This window comes from Gemmatimonadales bacterium, assembly GCA_036279355.1.
In the GTDB taxonomy this organism is placed as follows: Bacteria; Gemmatimonadota; Gemmatimonadetes; order Gemmatimonadales; family GWC2-71-9; genus DASQPE01.
Genome location: DASUJH010000023.1, coordinates 1 through 18269, shown reverse-complemented (window position 1 = coordinate 18269; position 18269 = coordinate 1). Strand labels below are relative to the sequence as shown.

Sequence of the window (18269 nt, the reverse complement as noted above, 5' to 3'; positions counted from 1 at the left end):
CTCTTACTCGTCGCCGGCTTCAGTGGTACCCAGGGTGACCTTGAGACCCAGCGCCTGGAGCTCTTTCACCAATACGTTGAACGACTCGGGGATGCCGGGCTCCGGCAGATTCTGCCCCTTCACGATCGCCTCGTAGACCTTGCTGCGACCGTTCACGTCGTCGCTCTTGACCGTGAGCATTTCCTGCAGCGTGTGCGCCGCGCCGTAGGCCTCGAGCGCCCACACCTCCATCTCGCCGAACCGCTGGCCGCCGAACTGCGCCTTGCCGGCGAGCGGCTGCTGCGTCACCAGCGAATACGGCCCGATCGAGCGCGCATGGATCTTGTCGTCGACCAGGTGGCTCAGCTTGAGCATGTAGATCGAGCCCACCGTGATCTCGCCCTCGAAGGGCTGGCCGGTGCGGCCGTCCCTGAGCCGCGCCTTGCCCGAGGGCGTGAGGCCCGCCGCACGCAGCAGCTCGTCGGCCGCCGCGTTGAGGTCGGCGTCCTTCGACGAGCCGAGGAACCGCGCGAGCGCCGGCTTGCCGGCACCCTCGAGCGCCTCGGCCAGCGACACGGCCGCGGCCTTCTCGGCGTCCTTCACCGCCCTGGCCTGCGCTTTTCCACCCTCCGTCTCCGCCTTCTGTGCCTCGACCTCGTGGCGCCGCTGCTCGAGCTCGCGCTCGCCCAGCTCGCGCGCCGCGTCGGTCAGGAACGCGCGCAAGCGGTGCGACAGCTCCCGCGTCTCGGCCGACGCTCCCCTGGCCGAGAGCAGCTCGATGCCGGACTCGAGCAGCATGGTGCGCTCGCCGTTCGGCGCGATGGCCTTGAGGTCGTGCACCATGCGGGCGATGGCAGCCTCGCCCAGCTCCGGCGGACGGGCGCGAAGCTTGAGCCCCTCGGCCGCCCACTTGAAGCCCGACAGCCGGAGCAGCGTCCCGATCTCGGCCTCGTCGGCGCCGCGGAAGACCGGCGTCTTGGCCTCGAAGCCGAGAATCCGGGCGCACCAGCCGAGGTGCGTCTCCAGGATCTGCCCCACGTTCATCCGGCTCGGCACGCCGAGCGGATTGAGTACGATGTCGACCGGGGTGCCGTCGGGCAGGAACGGCATGTCCTCCTCCGGCACGATCCGGGCGACGATGCCCTTGTTGCCGTGGCGGCCCGCCATCTTGTCGCCCACCGACACCTTCCGCTTCTCGGCGATGTAGACCTTCACCAGCTGGATGACGCCCGGAGGCAGCTCATCCGGCTGGAGAATCTTGTCGATCTGGTCTTCCGCCTTCTCCTCGACCTTGGCCCGCTCGCGCCCGGCCATGTCGATGGCCGCGCGGATCCGCTCGTTGGCGTCGCGATTGGTGACCCGGAGCGTCTTGAGGTCGACGTCGCCCAGATCGATTTCCTCGAGTGCCGAGCGGGAGAGCCGGGTGCCCGACGGCCGATACTCCTCGACCGTGCCGGACTTGAGCATGAGGGCCACCTCCTGCCCCTCGAGCAGGCGCTGCAGCTCCTCCATCATGACGGTCGTGATCCGGGCCTTCTCGTCGGTCTCGATCCGGCGCACCTCGCCGATCCGCTCGCCGCGGTCCTTCTCGACCACCGCGTCCTCGATGCGGCTGAAGATCTTCACGTCGATGACGACGCCGGCCATGCCGGGCGGCACCTTGAGCGAGCTGTCCTTCACGTCCTTGGCCTTCTCGCCGAAGATGGCCGTGAGCAGCTTCTCCTCGGGCGACAGCTCGGTCTCGCCCTTGGGCGTGATCTTGCCGACCAGGATGTCGCCCGGCTTCACGTGGGCGCCGATCCGCACGATGCCCCGCTCGTCGAGGTCGATGAGCGACTCGTCCGAGACGTTGGGGATTTCGCGAGTGATCTCCTCCTGGCCCCGCTTGGTGTCCCGCACGTGCAGCTCGAGCTCCTGGATGTGGATCGACGAGTAGACGTCGTCCTTCACCAAGCGCTCCGAGAGCACGATGGCATCCTCGAAGTTGTGCCCGTACCAGGGCATGAACGCCACCAGCACGTTGCCGCCCAGGGCCAGCTCGCCCCCGTCGGTCGCGGCGCCGTCAGCGATGATCTCGCCCTGCGCCACCTCCTGGCCCAGGTGCACCAGCGGCCGCTGGTTGATGGCCGTGTCCTGGTTGGTGCGCCAGAACTTCCGCACGCGGTAGCGGTCGTACTGGTGCAACCGCGCGAGCGGCTGCTCCTCCGTTGCACCCCGCGCCGCCCTGGCTGCGCCGTTCCCCGCGCCGCCCCCGGCGCCGTTGCCTGCGCCCTTCCCGTTGCCCGCCGCACCCAAGCCGGCGTCCACGATGATCTCATCGGCGGTGACCCGGGTGACCCGGCCGCCCCGCCGCGCGACGATGACCGAGCCCGAGTCGCGCGCCACCTTCTCCTCGAGCCCGGTGCCCACCACGGGCGCCTCGGGAAAGAGAAGCGGCACCGCCTGGCGCTGCATGTTGCTGCCCATGAGCGCGCGGTTGGCGTCGTCGTGCTCCAGGAACGGAATCAGCGCCGCCGCGATCGACACGAGCTGCTCGGGCGCCACGTCCATGAAGTCGATCCGGTCGGGCGCGAGCAGCGGGTAGTCGTCGCCCTTGCGGCAGAGCACGAGCTGCTCGGTGAACGAGCCGTCGGCGTTGAGCGACGCATTGGCCTGCGCCACCGCGTAGCCCTCCTCCTCGCTCGCGCTGAGCCAGCGGATGTCGTTGGTGGCCTTCCCGTTCTTCACCACCCGGTAGGGCGTCTCGATGAAGCCCAGGTCGTTGATCCGTGCGTAGGTCGAGAGGCTCGTGATGAGACCGATGTTCGGACCTTCCGGCGTCTCGATCGGGCACATCCGGCCGTACTGCGAGTAGTGGACGTCGCGCACCTCGAAGCCAGCCCGCTCGCGGGTGAGCCCGCCGGGGCCAAGCGCGCTCAGGCGCCGCTTGTTGGTGAGCTCCGCCAGCGGATTGGTCTGGTCCATGAACTGCGAGAGCTGCGAGCTGCCGAAGAACGCCTGGATCACTGCACTCACCGTGCGTGCATTGACCAGGTCGTCGAGCGAGATCTTCTCGGGGTCCGAGTTGATGCTCATCCGCTCCTTCACCAGCCGCGCCATGCGGGAGAGGCCCACGCTGAACTGGTTGGCGATGAGCTCGCCCACGCTCCGGATGCGCCGGTTGCCCAGATGGTCGATGTCGTCGGTGAAGCCGCGCCCATCGTGCAGATCGATCAGGTAGCGGATGATCGCGACGAAGTCGTCCTCGGTGAGGACCGTGTGGTTGGCATCGGTCTTCAGGCCCAGCCGCTGGTTGATCTTGTAGCGGCCCACCCGGCCCAGGTCGTAGCGCTTCGGGTTGAAGAAGAGCTTCTGAAGCTGCTGCCGCGCCGTTTCCAGGTTGGGCGCGTCGCCCGGCCGGAGCAGGGCGTAGATCTGCTCCAGGGCCTCGGCCTCGCTGTGGGTCGGGTCCTTGGCCAGCGTGTTCTTGATGAGCGGCGACTCGCTCCGCCCGGGCGGCAGGAGCACCTCGACCTTGTGCACGCCTTCCTTGAGGAGCCGCTTCCGGAGCGCGTCGGTCAGCTCGGCGCCCGCCTCGGCCAGCACCTCGCCGGTGCCGGGGTCGGCCACGGCAAAGGCGAGCACGTGGTTGTGCCGGTCGCGCGTGGTGGTCGGCTGCTCCTCGTCCCGCAGGTCGATGGCGGTGTAGCCGGCGAACACGGTCACCCGCTGCACGCCCTTGTGGCGCATCTCGTTGAGCCGCTCCTGGGTCAGCTCGTCGCCGACCAGGCCGAGCGGCTCGGCGGACGGATCCTCGGGGTTCGGCACGTCCTGGGCGAGGAGCGCGCCCACCAGCTCGCGCCGCTCGTGCCGGGCGCTCATCTGCCCGGTGATGTCCAGCTCCTTCGTGGCGAAGAAGAGCCGCAGGATTTCGGCGTTGGTCCCGTAGCCGAACGCGCGGAGCAGTGCGGTGGCCGGGAACTTCTTCTTCTTATCGATGTGCACGTAGATCACGTCGTGGATGTCGATGGTGAACTCGACCCACGAGCCCCGGAACGGAATGATCCGCGCGCTGAAGAGCCGCTGCCCGTTGGGGTGCGTGTCCTCCTCGAACACCACGCCCGGCGAGCGGTGGAGCTGGCTCACCACCACGCGCTCCGCGCCGTTGATGACGAACGTCCCGAGCGGGGTCATGATGGGCAGCTCGCCCAGGTAGACCTCCTTCTCGATGATGTTCTTCGGCCGCTTCTCGCCGTCCACCTCCTCGAACACCACGAGCTGGAGCGTGGCCTTGAGCGCCGCGGCGTAGGTCATGTCGCGCTCGATGCACTCCTCGACCGTGTACTTGGGCTCGCCCAGCGCGTAGCGCAGGAAGTCGAGGCTGTACTTCCCGTTCACGTCGGAGATCGGGAAGAGGTCGCGGAAGACGCGCTCCAGCGAGACGTCCTGGCGGTCGCCCTCGATGTTGTCGGGCACGAGCAGCGTGCCGAACGCGGCCGTCTGGATGTCGAGGAGGTGCGGCATCGGCATGCCGCCCTCGCGCTTGCTGAACGTGATTACGGATCGATTATCGGGCATCAGTCACTCACTCGCGCGCGACGGGCGCGCCAAGGCGCGCCGGATACGCGCGCAACACAAATGGCCCCAACGCCGATCCCCCGCCGGCGGCGGGGTGACTCTCGGGGCTCGGATGGACCTGCGGTGTACGGGAGCTTCGAGCTCGCATGCGTCTCACTGATGTAGGGTTGCCTTGAAATCCACGGCTCGGGCCGGGATGAGCCGGCCCACGTCCGGGATCGGCACCCCTACTTCAGCTCGACGACCGCGCCCTGCTCTTCCAGCTTCTTCTTGATCTCTTCGGCCTCCGCCTTGGAGATGGCTTCCTTCAACGTGCTCGGGACGTTGTCCACGGCGTCCTTGGCCTCCTTGAGGCCGAGGCTCGTGATCTCGCGGACCACCTTGATGACCTGGATCTTCTTGGCGCCGCCCTCCTTGAGGACGACCGACCACTCGGTCTTCTCTTCCGCCGGCGCGGCCGCGGCCGCACCACCCGCGCCGCCTGCGGGAGCCGCCGCCACCGGGGCCGCGATCGTGACGTTGAATTTCGACTTGAACGCCTCGATCAGCTCGGCCAGCTCGATGACGGTCTTGCCCCCGATCGCCTCGAGGATCTCTTCGTTGCTCAACGTGGTGGTTGCCATGTCCCCTGTCTCTCCATCCGGTTAAGAAGCGGCGCCGCCGGCGGCGGCCTCCCGCTCTGCACGAAGCGCCTCGAGGGCGCCGACCACTTGATACAGCATGCCGTTCATGACCCCGACGAGCTCCGCGAGCGGCGCCTGCAGCGCGCCCGCCAGTTGGCTCAGCAGCTCGTCGCGCGAGGGCAGCTCGGCGAGGCGCTTCACCTGGTCGGGCGTGACGGTGCGTCCGTCCACCAGGCCGCCCTTGATCGTGGGCCGCTCGAACTCGCGCGCGAAATCGGCCAGCACCTTGGCGGCCGCCACCGGATCGGCGCCCGCGAGCACGAGGCCGGTGGGCCCGGCGAGGTGCTCGTCGAGCCCCGCCACGGCGTTCGCCGCAAAGGCGCGCTGGGCCAGCGTGTTCTTCACCACGAGGTACTCGACCCCGGCGGCGCGGAGCCGGCGGCGGAATTCGGTCATCCGCAGCACGTTGAGCCCGCTGAAGTCGGTCACGTACAGGTTGGGCGACCCCTTGAGCTGCGCCGTGAGCGCATCGACGGTCGCCTGGCGTTCGGTCTTGCTCATCGATAGCTCGCCGTGTCCAGCTTGACGCCCGGCCCCATGGTGCTCGACACCGTGGCGGAGCGGATGTAGGTGCCCTTGGCTGCCGATGGCTTGGCCCGGACTATCGTGTCCATGAAGGCCTGCACGTTGTCCGCGAGCTGCGCCGGGCTGAAGGAGACCTTGCCCACCGGCGCGTGCACGTTGCCGGTCTTGTCCACCCGGAACTCGATCTTGCCCGCCTTGATCTCGCGGACCGCGCGGGCCACGTCCGTCGTCACCGTGCCTGCCTTCGGATTCGGCATGAGCCCGCGGGGGCCGAGCACCCGGCCCAACTGGCCGAGCTGGCCCATCACGTCGGGAGTCGCGACGATCACGTCGGTGTCCAGCCAGCCGTCCTTGATCTTCTGGACGTACTCGATGCCGACAAAGTCGGCCCCGGCGGCCTCGGCTTCGCGCACCCGCTCGCCCTGGGTAATCACCAACACGCGGACCGACTTGCCGGTTCCGTGCGGCAGCACGACGGTGCCCCGCACCACCTGGTCGGCATGGCGGGGGTCAACGCCCAGGTTGACCGCTACGTCCACCGTCTCGTCGAACTTGGCGAACGCAGCCTGCTTCACCAGCGCCACCGCCTCGGGAACGGAGTAGGTGCGGCTCCGATCGACTTTGGCTTCCGCCGCGCGGGACTTCTTGCCTCCGGCGCTCTTCACCGCTGCCGGCATCAGTCCACCACCTCCAGCCCCATCGAGCGCGCCGTGCCGGCGATCATCCGCATGGCGCTGTCGAGGTCCGCCGCGTTGAGGTCCTGCATCTTGATCTCGGCGATCTTCCTGACCTGGGCGCGGGTCACCTTGCCCACTTTGTTTCGGTTGGGCTGCGCGCTGGCCTTCTCGATGCCGGCCTCCCGCATGAGGAGATTCGGCGCCGGCGGCGTCTTGGTGATGAACGTGAAGGTCCGGTCGGCAAAGATGGTCACCACCACGGGGATCACCATGCCCGACTGGCTCTGCGTCCGCGCGTTGAACTGCTTCACGAACTCCATGATGTTGACGCCGTGCGGGCCCAGCGCCGTGCCCACCGGCGGCGCGGGTGTCGCCGCACCGGCCGGACACTGGAGCTTCACGACTGCGTTGATCTTCTTGGCCATGATGTCCTAGTGTCCGCGGAGCTGCGTGTAGTCCATCTCGACCGCCGTCGGGCGGCCGAAGAGGCTTACGCTCACCCGCACCTTGCCCTTGTCGCCCAGCACCTCTTCAACGGTGCCGCTGAAATCGGAGAACGGCCCCTCCGTGATCTCCACCACCTGGCCGATCATGAAGGGGATCTCCTCCTTCGGCTCGGCCTCCGCCACCGCTTCGGCGATGCCGAGCAGGCGGTTCACTTCGTCCTGGCGGAGCGGCTGCGGCATCTTGCCCGAGCCCACGAACTTGATCACGCCCTGGATGCTGTTGACGACGTGCAGCGCCTCCTGGCTCATCTGCATTTCGACCAGTACGTATCCGGGGTAGAGCTTGCGCTCGACCGTCATCTTCTTGCCGTTCTTGATCTCGATCACGTCCTGCACCGGCACCAGCGCCTGCCGGATGAGCTTCTGCTCGGGCGGTCTCGGGTCGTCCTCGATGCGCCGGGCGAGCAGGCTTCGCACCTTGTTCTCGTGCCCGGCGGTGGTCTGGATCGCGTACCAGCGATAGTCCATGGGCCTACCGCGCGAGGCGCGCGACGCCGTTCACCAGGATCTCCTGGAGCACGAAGTCCATGAGGCCGATGGCGAGGCCCAGCGCGATCGAGAGCAGCACGATCATGCGCGTCGCCTTGATCAGCTCGGGCTTCGAGGGCCAGGTCACCTTGTCCAGCTCGGTCCGGACGGCGCGGAGAAACCCGCCGCTCTCCGACACCCAGGCCGTGAGCCGGTTGCCCGGGGTTGCCGTCTCAGCGCTCTCCATCAGCTACTTCGACTCCTTGTGCGTCCGGTGCGTGTCGCACCGCGGGCAGTACTTGCGATATTCGACCCGCTCGGGGTGCTTCCGCCGATTCTTCGTCTGGAAGAAGTTGCGGCTTTTACACTCGGTGCACTCGAGGATGATCTTGTCCCGGGGCATTGCGTCTTCTCCTGTTCAAGCTCGCGACCGGGATCGAACCGGTGACCTCATCCTTACCAAGGATGCGCTCTACCGACTGAGCTACGCGAGCGCCACCGCGATTCAAGCGGGCGACGGGGCTCGAACCCGCGACCCTCAGCTTGGAAGGCTGATGCTCTACCAACTGAGCTACACCCGCGAGCATTCCAACTACATGCCCCCGCCCACCGCGTGCCCCGCGCAACGTGCGACTCGGCCACCGCTGGCCCCGATATGGTGGGGGTAGGATTCGAACCTACGTAGGGCGTTAGCCCGGCAGATTTACAGTCTGCTGCCATTAGCCACTCGGCCACCCCACCGTGCGCCCTACGCCACCATCCGCGCGCTGAGCCGACCCCGCGACTCCACTCTCTTTCGAGACAGAACCCCGCGCCCGGGCGGGGTTCGGTCGTTCGCGCATCGCTGATTGTGCGGGTGTCGGCACTCCACCGAGCTGACGAGGGGAATCGAACCCCTAACCTGCTGATTACAAATCAGCTGCTCTGCCAATTGAGCTACGTCAGCGTGAGTAGCCCGAAATGGGCAGACCCACATGATACACCACAGCTTACGCTGAGTCAACCGGGGCCGTTCTCACGATCCCGACGGTCCCGTCCTTCATGTCCCGCAGCTCGAATCCGTGCTGGCGGAGAAGGGCCCGCACCCGGTCCGCTTCGGCGAAGTTGCGCCGCCCCTTCTCGCGCTGCCGCACCTCGGCCCAGCGCCGCGCCCACTCCTCCTGCTCCGCCGGGCCGGCCGGGGGGGTCTCGGGCGGCGTTTCGTGCGCCCGGCCGTCGCCGATCGCCGCCGATGGGCCTACCGAGAGCGTCCGGCTCGCCGGCGCGAGGTCGAGCACCGCCTCGCTCAACGCCCACGCGCCCCGCATCGCCGGGCCCACCCGCCGCCCCGCATCGAGCAGCCGATTGCCCTCACGCACCAGCTCGAACAGCGCGGCGATCGCCTGGGGGGCGTTGAGATCGTCGTCCATTGCAACCGTGAAGTCGGCCCTGAACCGCTGGGCCGCCGCGATGCTCTCCGGATCTTCCGCTCGTTCGGGCCCGCCCCGGCCTGACTCGGTCCGCTCGGCCGCGGCGAGCCGGTCGCGGAAGGTGCCGAGCCGGGTCGAGCTCTCCTGCGCGGCGGCGAGGGCCTCGTCGGTCCAGTCGAGCGTCTGCCGATAGTGGGTGCCGAAGATGAGGCGGCGCACGGCACCCGCGTCCACGCCCTGCTCCTTGAGGTCGCGCGCCGTCAGAATGTTGCCGTACCGCTTGGACATCTTGGTGCCGTGGACGTTGAGAAACTCGCCGTGCAGCCAGTAGCGGGCGAACTCCGGTTTGCCGGTGTAGGCGCAGCTCTGGGCGATTTCGTCTTCGTGGTGCGGAAAGATGAGGTCCACGCCGCCCGCATGGATGTCCAGCACGTCGGTGCCCGCGTGCGTTGCGATAAGGTCCAGCGCCATCGCCGAGCACTCGAGGTGCCAGCCGGGGCGGCCCCGGCCGAACGGCGCGTCCCACGCCGCGCCGACCGCTTCATCCTCAGGTCTGGCGGCCTTCCAGAGGGCAAAGTCGCGCGCGTCCTCCTTGGCGTACTCGTCGGCACTGACACCGCGGGCCCCAGTTGCATGGCCCCCTTGCGTTCGAGCTGCCGCAGCAGCCCCGGTGCGCAGCTCGCGCTGGTCCAGCCGCGAGAGCCGGCCGTACGCCGGAAACCGGCCGATGGCGAAGTACACCGACCCGTCCTCTCCCTGATAGGCGATGCCCTTGGCGAGCAGCGCCTCCGTGAGCGCGATCATGGGACCGATGTAGGCGGTGGCGCGGGGGTACGCGTCGGCCGGCCGGATGCGGAGGTAGTCGCGATCGGCAAAGAACGCGTCGATGAAGGGCTGCACATACGCGCCGATCGGCACGCCGGCGGCAGCGGCCCGCTTGATTGTCTTATCGTCCACGTCGGTGAGATTCATGACGTGGAACACCCGGTATCCGCTCGTCTCGAGCCAGCGGCGGAGCAGATCCTCGAAGAGGAAAGTCCGGAAATTTCCGATGTGGGCGTAGTTGTAGACCGTGGGCCCGCAGGTGTAGAGCGTCACCCGGGGCGGCGCGAGCGGCACGAACGGCTCGACCGTGCGCGTGAGCGTGTTGTGGAGGCGAAGGCTCATGGCGCCGCTCCCGCCGGGGCGCCCGTTGCCGGCGCCGGATGCTCGGCCGGCACTACGGTCACGGCCGGGACGCCGGGAAGCCGGATTCCCTCGGCATCGAATCGATTCTTGAACCGGCGCCGGAGCTCGCGCCCCACGCCCCACTGCGCGCCCGGTTGAGTGCGGGCCACCGCCCGCACCACGACTCGATTGTCGCCCAGGGCCTCGACGCCCCAGACGTCGGGCACGCCGTCGAGCGACGGACGCCACTCCTCGTCACGGCTCAGGCTCTGGGCCTCCTCCCGGACCGCGGCGAGCACCCGGTCCACGTCCTCGCTCCCCCCGACCGGGACGTCGATGATGGCCCGGCCCCAGCCCGCGGTCTTGTTGCTCACGACCGTGATGTTGCCGTTGGGGATCACGTGCCGCGTGCCCTCGATGTCCCTCAGCACGACCACCCGAAGCGTAATCTGCTCCACCACGCCGCTCTTGCCGGCCGCCTCGATCACGTCGCCCAGGGCGAACTGATTCTCGAGAAGAAAGAAGAACCCGGAAATGAAGTCCTTGACGAGACTCTGGGCGCCGAACGACACCGCGAGACCGAGGATGCCCGCGCCGGCGAGCAGCGGGCCGATCTCGACGAACAGATTGAGCGTGAGCAACGCCGCGGCCACCAGCACCAGCCCCCGGCCCACGGTGCGGAGCAGTTGCGCGAGCGTCTTGCCGCGCTTTTCGCGGAGCGTGGTGATCGACGGATCGCCGTCGTCCACCCGCGCCTCGATGCGCGCGGCGGCCAGCCGCACGAGCCGCAGCGCGAGCCAGCCGAGCAGCCAGATGACGACCACCTGGGTCAGTCTGCGGCCGAACTCGGCGCTGTCGAGCCGGAACATCTCGACGAAGCGCGTCACGGCGTTCTGGAAGGAGAGCAGGTGTGGCACGGGGCCTAACCTAGAGACGCGCCGGCGCGCGCGTCAATCGTGAGGCGGGCCCCGCGGTTGGGCGGGACCGGCACCGCCGGCGAGCCGCCGCAACCGGATGCCATCCCACGCCAGCACCCGGTCCGCGCCATTTAGCAGCCGACTCAAGTCGTGACAGAACACGAGTCGCGACGCGCCACCGGGACCGCGAGCCACCATCCTCGTCCACGGCCGCCGCCCGTCGAACCAGACGCCGAGCGGCTCGGCCGGCCTTGTGAAACGGAGCAGCTCCCGGAGTGGGAGGGCGGGTGGAACAGGCCGGAAGCGGTGGCGCATGACCGACGGTAACGCTTGGCCGTCGAGGCGCCGTACCACGCGAGCGCGGCCCGGTGCCGGATACCGCTATCTCGCGGCTCGTATCCGGCACTTAGCCTCGCGGCCCGCGAGCACCGCTTCGACCAGCGGCGCGGGATCGAATCGCACCGGGTCGGTGGCGGGCAGGCCGGTCTCGCGCGCCGCGGCTTCGCAGGCGCGCCGCGCGGCACCCGCGTTCAGATCCCAGGTGTTGAGCGACACGCCGATGACCTTCGTCGGGTGAACCGCGGAGCCCAGCATCTCGTACCAGCGGACGTACTCCGCGAGCGGCGGGATGGGCAGCCGGGCGCCTTCGCGGTACTCGCCGACGCAGGCGCGGCTCGCCTGGTGACAGAGGATGAGGCCGTCGGGGCAGCTCCCGTGCAGGAGCCCGAGCGTCACGCCGGAGTAGCCGGGATGGTTGATGCTCCCCTGGCCTTCCACCAGCACGACGTCGGCGTCGCGCGCAGCCTCGAGCGTGAGCCGCTCGGCCGCGCCGGCGATGAAATCCGCGACCACGGCGTCCACCGCGATCCCCCAGCCGGCCAGCATGATCCCCGTCTGGCCGGTCGGCGCGAAGCGGGTGCGCACGCCGCGCCGGTTGAGCCGGCGCTCCAGCTCGAGCTGCGCGGTCATCTTGCCGACGTTGCAGTCGCTGCCGACGGTGAGCACGACATACGCGTCGAGCGCCGCCGCGCGCCCAGCCGCCACCGGCAGATCGGATGGCGGACGGCGCACGTCCACAATGTTCCTGCCCGCCGCGGCCGCCCGCGCCGCGAGCATCGGATCGTCGGCCAGGAAGGTGTGCAGTCCGCTCACGATGTCACAGCCGGCGTCGAGCGCCTGTGCCAGCCACGCGCGCCACTCCTCCGGCAGCCGCCCGCCCACCGGCGCAATGCCGATGATCACGGCATCCGGGCCGAGCGCGAGTCCGCGCTCGATCGAGGCGACCACCGGTATCGCCCGACCGAAACCGAGTACCCCCTGCGCGGTGCGGCCCGCCTGCTTCCGATCCAGCACGCCCACGACCCGCTCCGGCTGGTACCGGATGATCGCGTTCGCCGTCTTGGAGGTCATGGGGCCGAACTCGCCGTCGGCCAGGATGAGATACCGCGCGAAGGGACCGCGCGCGGTGCCGGCGCCGGGCGCCACGCTACCGCTCGGAGGCCTGCGCGGCGGGGGGCGCCGGCGCATCCCGCGCGAGCGGCGCCGCAGCGCCGGGCGACGATGAGCGATTCAGGACCACCGGGTGCAGCGGCGTCAACTGATCGCCGTAGACCTCGCCGAGCAGGAGATGCCGCACCAGCACGAGCACGACCGCGAGCACCGGCACCGCCACGAGGAGGCCGATCGTTCCGAGCAGCTCACCCATGACGAGCACGCCGGCAATCGTGAGCACCGGCGGCAGGTTCACCTGCCGCTCCATCACGACCGGCGACACGAAGTTCGCCTCGATCAGGTGCACGGCGACGCCGAGACCCGCGACGGCGAGCGCCTTGGGCAGGCCGCCCACGGTGAGCGCGAAGAGCGCCGGCAGCACCGTGGAGAAGAGCGTCCCGAAGAACGGGACGATAGCCGCCACCCCGGCGAAGGTGCCGAAAGCGAGCGCGAACGGAATGCCGAGGAGCCAGAGGCCAAGCGTGGTGAGAAGGCCCAGGAGCGTCATCGCCACGATCTGGCCCGCGACCCACGCGCGCAGCGTGACACCCAGATCGTCGAGGATGCGCTCGGCGAGCGGCCGCCGCGCGGGCGGCACGAGCGCGACGAATCCGTCGCGATACACCTTCGGATGGAGCGCGAGATAGGCGCCCATCACGAGCACGCTGATGCCTTCGATGATGATCTCGAGGCTCGACTTGAGGTACGGCACCACGGCGACCCGCGCGAGGCCGACCACGTCGGTGAGCGACGAGGCGACGAGGCCAGGCAGATCGATCGTGCCCACGCTCCGCTCGAGGAACGGCGTGCGGCGCAGCAGGTCGTTGAGGTTCTGACTCAGTGTGGTGAGATAGCCGGGAAGATTGGCGGCCAACTCGCGAACCTGCTCGACAACCGGCGGCACCACGACGATGACGATTCCGGTAAGCAGGCCGAGCGAGATGACGACGGCAGCGAGCAGCGCCAGGCCCGGCGGCATCCCGAGTCGCGTGACGAGCCCCGCGGCGAGCGCACGCAGATAGACGGCGAGCACGACGGAGAGAAAGACGACGAGCAGCACGTCCGCCGTGCGGAGGACGAGCGCCACAAGCAAGACGGCGGCCAACGCCGCCGCCAGAGGAAAACCTCGGACCCGCTCCCGGCCCGCCTGCACCATCAGTGGCCGCCGCCCTCGTCAGACTCTGGGACGACCTCGGCGTCGTGCACCGTTTCGGACCCCTGTCCGCCCGCGCCGAGCTGGCGGGCGTTGCCGCCTCCCGGCAGGAGGCCCATCCGCTGCTTGAGCGCGATGAGCTGCTGGTCGGCCGTGCCATGGTACTCCAGCGCATCGAACTGCTTGGCCAGCGCGTCGCCCGAAAACTCCTCGCTCAGCTCGGCCGCGGCGAGCGCCTTCCGCTCGGACGCCGCGATCTTCTCGGCCACGCGATCGAACGACTCGAACGCACCCTTGTCCGAGAGCCCCGACATCGTCTCCTGAATCCGCTGCTGCGCCTCGGCCCGCTTGGCGCGCGCCACCAGGATGTTCCGCTTCCGCTTGGCCTCTTCGATCTTGTCGTTGAGCTGCCGGAGTGCCTGCTTGAGCTGCTCCGTCTCCGCCTTGTGCTTGAGCCAGGTTTCCTGGAGCTGCTGCGCCCCTTGCAGGTGCTCGTTGTAGCGCATGAGCGCCTGCTTGGCCAGGTCGTCCCGGTTCTCCTGCACCGCGAGCATGGCGCGCCGCTCCCAGTCGTCCGCCTGCTTCTTCATGGCCTCGGCGTCGCTCTGCAGCTTCTTCTCGTCGGCGATGGCGGACGCCACCTGCTGCTTGGCCTTGGCCAACTGGGACTTCATGTCCAGGATGAGCTGATTGAGCATCTTCTCCGGGTTTTCGGCCCGGGTGATGAGGTCGTTGATGTTCGACCGCAGCATGGTGGACAGACGATCAAAGAGTCCCATCGGATCACCCTTCCCGGTACGGCGCTAGTGCGCCCAGGTGAGTGGCCAGCGCCAGCGCGATCGAGTCGAAGCTTGCCTCGAACTCGTTGTAGTCCAGGTTTTCGAGCTCGAGCGCATCGGTCAGCACGATGTGGTCGCCCTCGAGACCGTAGGAGCCGTGGACCAGCTCGCGCGCGTTGAGCTCGAGGAGCTGTCGGAAGAGACCCTTCTGCCGCGGGTCGCTCCCCGGCAGCTCCATGACGCGCACGCGCAGGATCACGACCGGCGGCGCGAAGTGCACCACCACCTCGGCGCCGTCGCGCGTGCGGGCGAGCCAGAGGTTTGGTTCGATCTCGCTGGTCGTGAGGCTGCCGCCGTCGAGCCGGTCGAGCCAGGATTGAACGTCGTCACGGGTGATCATTGAGGGCCTCTCCCCGGCAGCCGCTCGGGCTGGTCTGCCTGCGTCAGAACACGCTCGGCGAAATCTAAGCGCTCCTCCACCTCCGCCAACCGGGCTTTGAGCCCGTCTACTTCGGCCTCAAGCGGCGCCACGACCTGGTCGACCGCCGCCGGGTCGACTCCGCTGCTGCCCTCCAGGCGCCGCGCGATCGCGCTGCCCAACGGACCCCGGAGCACGACGGCGCCACAGATGACGCTCACGAGACCAACCGGGACGGCGAACGCGACGCCGAGGTGCTGGGAGACGTTGGCGAACACGACGCCTCCGAGCACCGCGAAGGCAGCGACCACCGACGCGGTTAGCGTACTCTCGTCCTTGCTCAATGCTCCCCTCCCGCCCCGAGTCCGGCGTCCGCCTCGCGCGGCCGGGCCAGCACCCGCTCCGTGAAATCCATCCGCTCGTGCAGCTCGGCCACGTCCTGGCGCAGCAGCTCCAGCTCCTGGCGCAGCGCCGGATCTTCTACCGGCGCGAGCGAGCGGCCGCGGATCCGCTCCGCCAGCGCGCGGCCGATCGGGCTGTACGCGAGGAAGATGGCCGTGGCGCCGCCGAAGATGAAAATGATGGCGGCGATGTCCTCGAGCATGCGACAGGTCTCCGAAGGTCGAACAGATGGGCTTACGGCCCGCGGCCGCCGAATGTTTCAGAACGCGACAGCCAGACCCCAAACTCCCGATTCAGACCAGCTCGACGCTCACGATGGCGCCGAGCGAAATCGCGATCTCGGTTTCGCTGCCGGGCGGCCGCACGAACACCTCGTGGGCCGTGGGATGGGTATCGACGCTGGTCGGGACTCCGACCACTTCGCTCTTGTCGCTGGTGACGATGCGGACCGGCTGCTCGTGACCCCCGGCGTATCCGAGGGCGGCGACGATTTCGTCGTATGTCATGCGCACCTCGCGGCTGTGGGCCTCGGGTGCGGCCTAATGTAGGGCTTGGGGTTCGACGGCGCGAGCGCCGCCGCCCGCCAACTTCTCCCGCAGAAAGCGGGTCATCAGCTCGAACATGTGGAGCCGGGTCTTGCCGCCGCGAAGCGAGTGGTTCCGGTTGGGGTAGTCCATCATCTGGAAGGGCTTGTCGGCGGCCACCAGGGCGTTCACCAGCATCTCCGAATTCTGGAAGTGGACGTTGTCGTCGCCGCTGCCGTGGATGAGGAGCAGATCGCCGGTGAGCTTGGAGGCGTAGGTGAGCGGCGAGCCGGCGGCGTACCCCTCGCGGTTCTGGTCGGGCAGGCCGTTGTAGCGCTCGGTGTAGATGTCGTCGTAGAGCGCCCAGTGGGTCACCGGCGCCACGGCGATCGCGGCGCGGTACACATTGCCGAAGCGGAACAGGCAATCGAGGCTCAGATAGCCGCCGTTGCTCCAGCCCCAGATGCCGATCCGGGTCGAGTCCACCCACGGGATCCGGCCCAGAATGCGGGCCGCGGCTGCCTGCTCCTCGGTCTCGAGCACGCCCAGCCGCCCGTAGATCACCTTGCGCCAGGCGCGGCCCAGGGGCGCGGGGGTGCCGCGGTTGTCCACGCTCGCCACGGCAAAGCCCTGCTGAGTCAGATATAAATGAAAGAGGTAGTGGGCCACGCCGAGCCAGCGGTCCAGCACGGTCTGGGTGGCGGGGCCGCCATACACGTAGAAGAGCAGCGGGTAGTGGCTGGTGGAGTCGAAGTCCGCCGGCCGCATGACCCACGCGGGCGCCCTGGTGCCGTCCGGGAGATCCACCTTGAAGAACTCGAGCTTGCCGTGGCGCAGCCTGGCGAGCTTGGCCTTGAGCTGTGCGTTGTCCACCAGGGTGCGGATCGCGGCGTGGCCGGGGAGCCGGACGAGATCCACCACCGGCGGCACGTCGAAGCGCGAGTACTCGTGCAGCGCGAATCGATGATCCGGCGACACATCATAGTCGTGCGTCCCCGGCTCATTCGCCGGCGACAGCCGCTCGGCCCGCGCCCGCCCGTCGAGGCGGGCGCGGAAGAGGTAGCGCTGCGCCGGGTTGTCGGGCGAGGCAATGTAATAGACCGAGCCGCCGCGCTCGTCGAGGGCTACGAAATCGATCACGTCGAACGCGCCCGGCGTGAGCAGCTTGACCGAGCGCCCGTCGCGCGAGACGAGGTAGAGATGGCGCCAGCCGTCGCGCTCGCTCATCCAGGTGAACGCCGAGCCGTCCTTGAGCCAGACCATCGCGTCGCCCACGTCCACCCAGGCGCTGTCGCTGTCGGTGAAGATCGTGCGCACCTTGCCCGTGCGCCGGTCGCCGAGCAACACCCGGTTGGTGTCCTGCAGGCGGTTGAGCCGCTGGATTACGACCTCGTCGCTGCTGGCGGCCCAGTCCATTCGCGCCAGGTAGTTGTTGCGCGGATTGCCCGCGATGGCCAGCCAGCGGGTGGGCCCGCCGCCGGTGCTCACGAAGCCGATGCGCGCCGCCGAGTTCGAGCTGCCCGCCTTGGGATACTGCACCGGATTGGTGAATGAATAGAGCGAGTCGGTGTCGTCGATCAGGAGAAAGTCGCGCACGCTGTCGGCGTTGAGCTGCCAGTAGGCGATGGTGCGGCCGTCGGGGCTCCAGCGCCAGCCGTCGCGCAGGTCCAGCTCTTCCTCATATACCCAGTCGAAGGTGCCGTTGATGATGGTGCGCGAACCGTCGGTCGTAAGCCGGGTGATCCGGCCGTCGTCCACCCGCTCGACGTAGAGGTCGTGGTCGCGCACGTATCCGATCCGGGTGCCGTCGGGCGAGAACTCGGCGAAGAGGAGCGAGGACGGGCGCGCGTCGGGGCCGCCGAGCTGGCGCAGGCGGCCGCTGGCGAGGTCGAGCAGCCAGTAGTCGCCCCGGTTGTTCTGGCGCCAGACGGGGCGCGAGTTGGTGAAGATGAGAAGCTGCTTGCCGTCGGGTGACCAGGTGTAGTCCTCCACCTCGAGCGGCTCGGTGGCGCCGGGCGGAACGAGCCGCGACGCCGGCACCAGAACGCGCCGCGTGCCGAGCTCGGTGTCGTAGCGCACGAGATCGGCGCCGTGGCCGTTGGCGGCGGGTTCGAGCCTCGTATAGCCCGCGCCGCCGTCCACCCATTGCGTGGGACCCAGGCGCTCGGTCTCGAATTCGGACGACGCATAGATCCGATCGAGCGTAAGCAGGCTCGAGTCGGCCTGCGCGGAGAGCGAGGCCGGAGCGAAGGGCACCAGCGCACCGGTCCAGACGAGCACGGCAACGAGCGGACGATTCACTGGGCGCATCCCGCGGGAGAGTTGAGGACCGGCGCCAGGAATCGGCCGGTGTGGCTTTCCGGCGTCTGCGCCACCTGCTCCGGAGTGCCGGCGGCAACCACGCGGCCGCCGGCATCGCCGCCTTCCGGGCCCAGATCGATGACCCAGTCGGCGGTCTTGATGACGTCGAGATTGTGCTCGATCACGACGACGGTGTTCCCCTTGTCCACCAGGCGATGCAGCACCTCGAGCAGCAGGCGCACGTCCTCGAAGTGCAGTCCCGTCGTGGGCTCATCGAGGATGTAGAGTGTGCGGCCGGTGTCGCGTTTGGCCA

General features: G+C 68.8%; 19 protein-coding genes and 4 tRNA genes. All 23 read right to left on the bottom strand.

The annotated features are described in order from the left end of the window. Nucleotides 1–3 precede the first annotated feature (3 nt). Nucleotides 4–4536 (bottom strand): DNA-directed RNA polymerase subunit beta, encoded by a 4533-nt coding sequence (rpoB, locus tag VFW66_05770; protein ID HEX5386183.1) that lies wholly within the window; start codon nt 4534–4536, stop codon nt 4–6. Between the two features lie 227 nt (nt 4537–4763). Beyond that, nucleotides 4764–5159, bottom strand: a complete 396-nt coding sequence (gene rplL / locus VFW66_05765; GenBank protein ID HEX5386182.1) for a 50S ribosomal protein L7/L12 — start codon at nt 5157–5159, stop codon at nt 4764–4766. Between the two features lie 21 nt (nt 5160–5180). After that, nucleotides 5181–5720, bottom strand: coding sequence for a 50S ribosomal protein L10 (rplJ, locus tag VFW66_05760; protein ID HEX5386181.1), 540 nt, complete (start codon nt 5718–5720; stop codon nt 5181–5183). Further along, the gene (rplA, locus tag VFW66_05755) at nt 5717–6421 is read right to left on the bottom strand and encodes a 50S ribosomal protein L1 (protein ID HEX5386180.1); all 705 of its coding nucleotides are present in this window, start codon (nt 6419–6421) and stop codon (nt 5717–5719) included. The genes rplJ and rplA overlap by 4 nt, the downstream gene beginning before the upstream one ends. Continuing rightward, on the bottom strand, nt 6421–6846 hold the full coding sequence (rplK, locus tag VFW66_05750; GenBank protein HEX5386179.1) for a 50S ribosomal protein L11: 426 nt from the start codon (nt 6844–6846) through the stop codon (nt 6421–6423). The genes rplA and rplK overlap by 1 nt, the downstream gene beginning before the upstream one ends. A 6-nt stretch (nt 6847–6852) precedes the next feature. After that, the gene (gene nusG, locus VFW66_05745) at nt 6853–7395 is read right to left on the bottom strand and encodes a transcription termination/antitermination protein NusG (GenBank protein ID HEX5386178.1); all 543 of its coding nucleotides are present in this window, start codon (nt 7393–7395) and stop codon (nt 6853–6855) included. A 4-nt stretch (nt 7396–7399) separates the two neighbouring features. Then, nucleotides 7400–7642 (bottom strand): preprotein translocase subunit SecE, encoded by a 243-nt coding sequence (gene secE / locus VFW66_05740; GenBank protein HEX5386177.1) that lies wholly within the window; start codon nt 7640–7642, stop codon nt 7400–7402. Between the two features lie 3 nt (nt 7643–7645). Next, nucleotides 7646–7798, bottom strand: coding sequence for a 50S ribosomal protein L33 (gene rpmG / locus VFW66_05735; protein ID HEX5386176.1), 153 nt, complete (start codon nt 7796–7798; stop codon nt 7646–7648). Between the two features lie 18 nt (nt 7799–7816). After that, a tRNA-Thr gene (locus VFW66_05730) sits at nt 7817–7889 on the bottom strand. 14 nt (nt 7890–7903) lie between these two features. Next, a tRNA-Gly gene (locus tag VFW66_05725) sits at nt 7904–7976 on the bottom strand. A gap of 75 nt (nt 7977–8051) precedes the next feature. Beyond that, nucleotides 8052–8136: transfer RNA gene (locus tag VFW66_05720), tRNA-Tyr, on the bottom strand. Between the two features lie 132 nt (nt 8137–8268). Further along, nucleotides 8269–8341, bottom strand: a tRNA-Thr gene (locus tag VFW66_05715). Between the two features lie 43 nt (nt 8342–8384). Then, nucleotides 8385–9971 (bottom strand): cysteine--tRNA ligase, encoded by a 1587-nt coding sequence (cysS, locus tag VFW66_05710; GenBank protein HEX5386175.1) that lies wholly within the window; start codon nt 9969–9971, stop codon nt 8385–8387. Continuing rightward, nucleotides 9968–10888: a mechanosensitive ion channel family protein gene (locus VFW66_05705; protein ID HEX5386174.1), complete on the bottom strand. Its 921-nt coding sequence runs from the start codon at nt 10886–10888 to the stop codon at nt 9968–9970. The genes cysS and VFW66_05705 overlap by 4 nt, the downstream gene beginning before the upstream one ends. A gap of 381 nt (nt 10889–11269) precedes the next feature. Beyond that, the gene (locus tag VFW66_05700) at nt 11270–12373 is read right to left on the bottom strand and encodes a DUF1611 domain-containing protein (protein HEX5386173.1); all 1104 of its coding nucleotides are present in this window, start codon (nt 12371–12373) and stop codon (nt 11270–11272) included. Between the two features lies 1 nt (nt 12374). After that, complete coding sequence (locus VFW66_05695; protein ID HEX5386172.1) at nt 12375–13484, bottom strand: AI-2E family transporter; 1110 nt, start codon at nt 13482–13484, stop codon at nt 12375–12377. A 50-nt stretch (nt 13485–13534) separates the two neighbouring features. Further along, nucleotides 13535–14311, bottom strand: coding sequence for a PspA/IM30 family protein (locus tag VFW66_05690; GenBank protein HEX5386171.1), 777 nt, complete (start codon nt 14309–14311; stop codon nt 13535–13537). A gap of 4 nt (nt 14312–14315) precedes the next feature. Further along, a complete protein-coding gene (locus VFW66_05685; GenBank protein ID HEX5386170.1) occupies nt 14316–14711 on the bottom strand; it encodes a hypothetical protein in 396 nt (131 codons plus the stop codon). Next, a complete protein-coding gene (locus tag VFW66_05680; GenBank protein HEX5386169.1) occupies nt 14708–15073 on the bottom strand; it encodes a hypothetical protein in 366 nt (121 codons plus the stop codon). The genes VFW66_05685 and VFW66_05680 overlap by 4 nt, the downstream gene beginning before the upstream one ends. Further along, entirely contained in the window at nt 15070–15333 is a 264-nt protein-coding gene (locus VFW66_05675) for a hypothetical protein (GenBank protein ID HEX5386168.1), read from the bottom strand. Before VFW66_05675 ends, VFW66_05680 begins: the two co-directional genes overlap by 4 nt. 91 nt (nt 15334–15424) lie before the next feature. Then, complete coding sequence (locus VFW66_05670; GenBank protein HEX5386167.1) at nt 15425–15637, bottom strand: hypothetical protein; 213 nt, start codon at nt 15635–15637, stop codon at nt 15425–15427. A 33-nt stretch (nt 15638–15670) separates the two neighbouring features. Further along, nucleotides 15671–17956: a S9 family peptidase gene (locus VFW66_05665; GenBank protein HEX5386166.1), complete on the bottom strand. Its 2286-nt coding sequence runs from the start codon at nt 17954–17956 to the stop codon at nt 15671–15673. Further along, on the bottom strand, nt 17953–18269 hold a 317-nt coding region (locus VFW66_05660; protein ID HEX5386165.1), incomplete at its 5' end, for a hypothetical protein. The genes VFW66_05665 and VFW66_05660, both read right to left, overlap by 4 nt.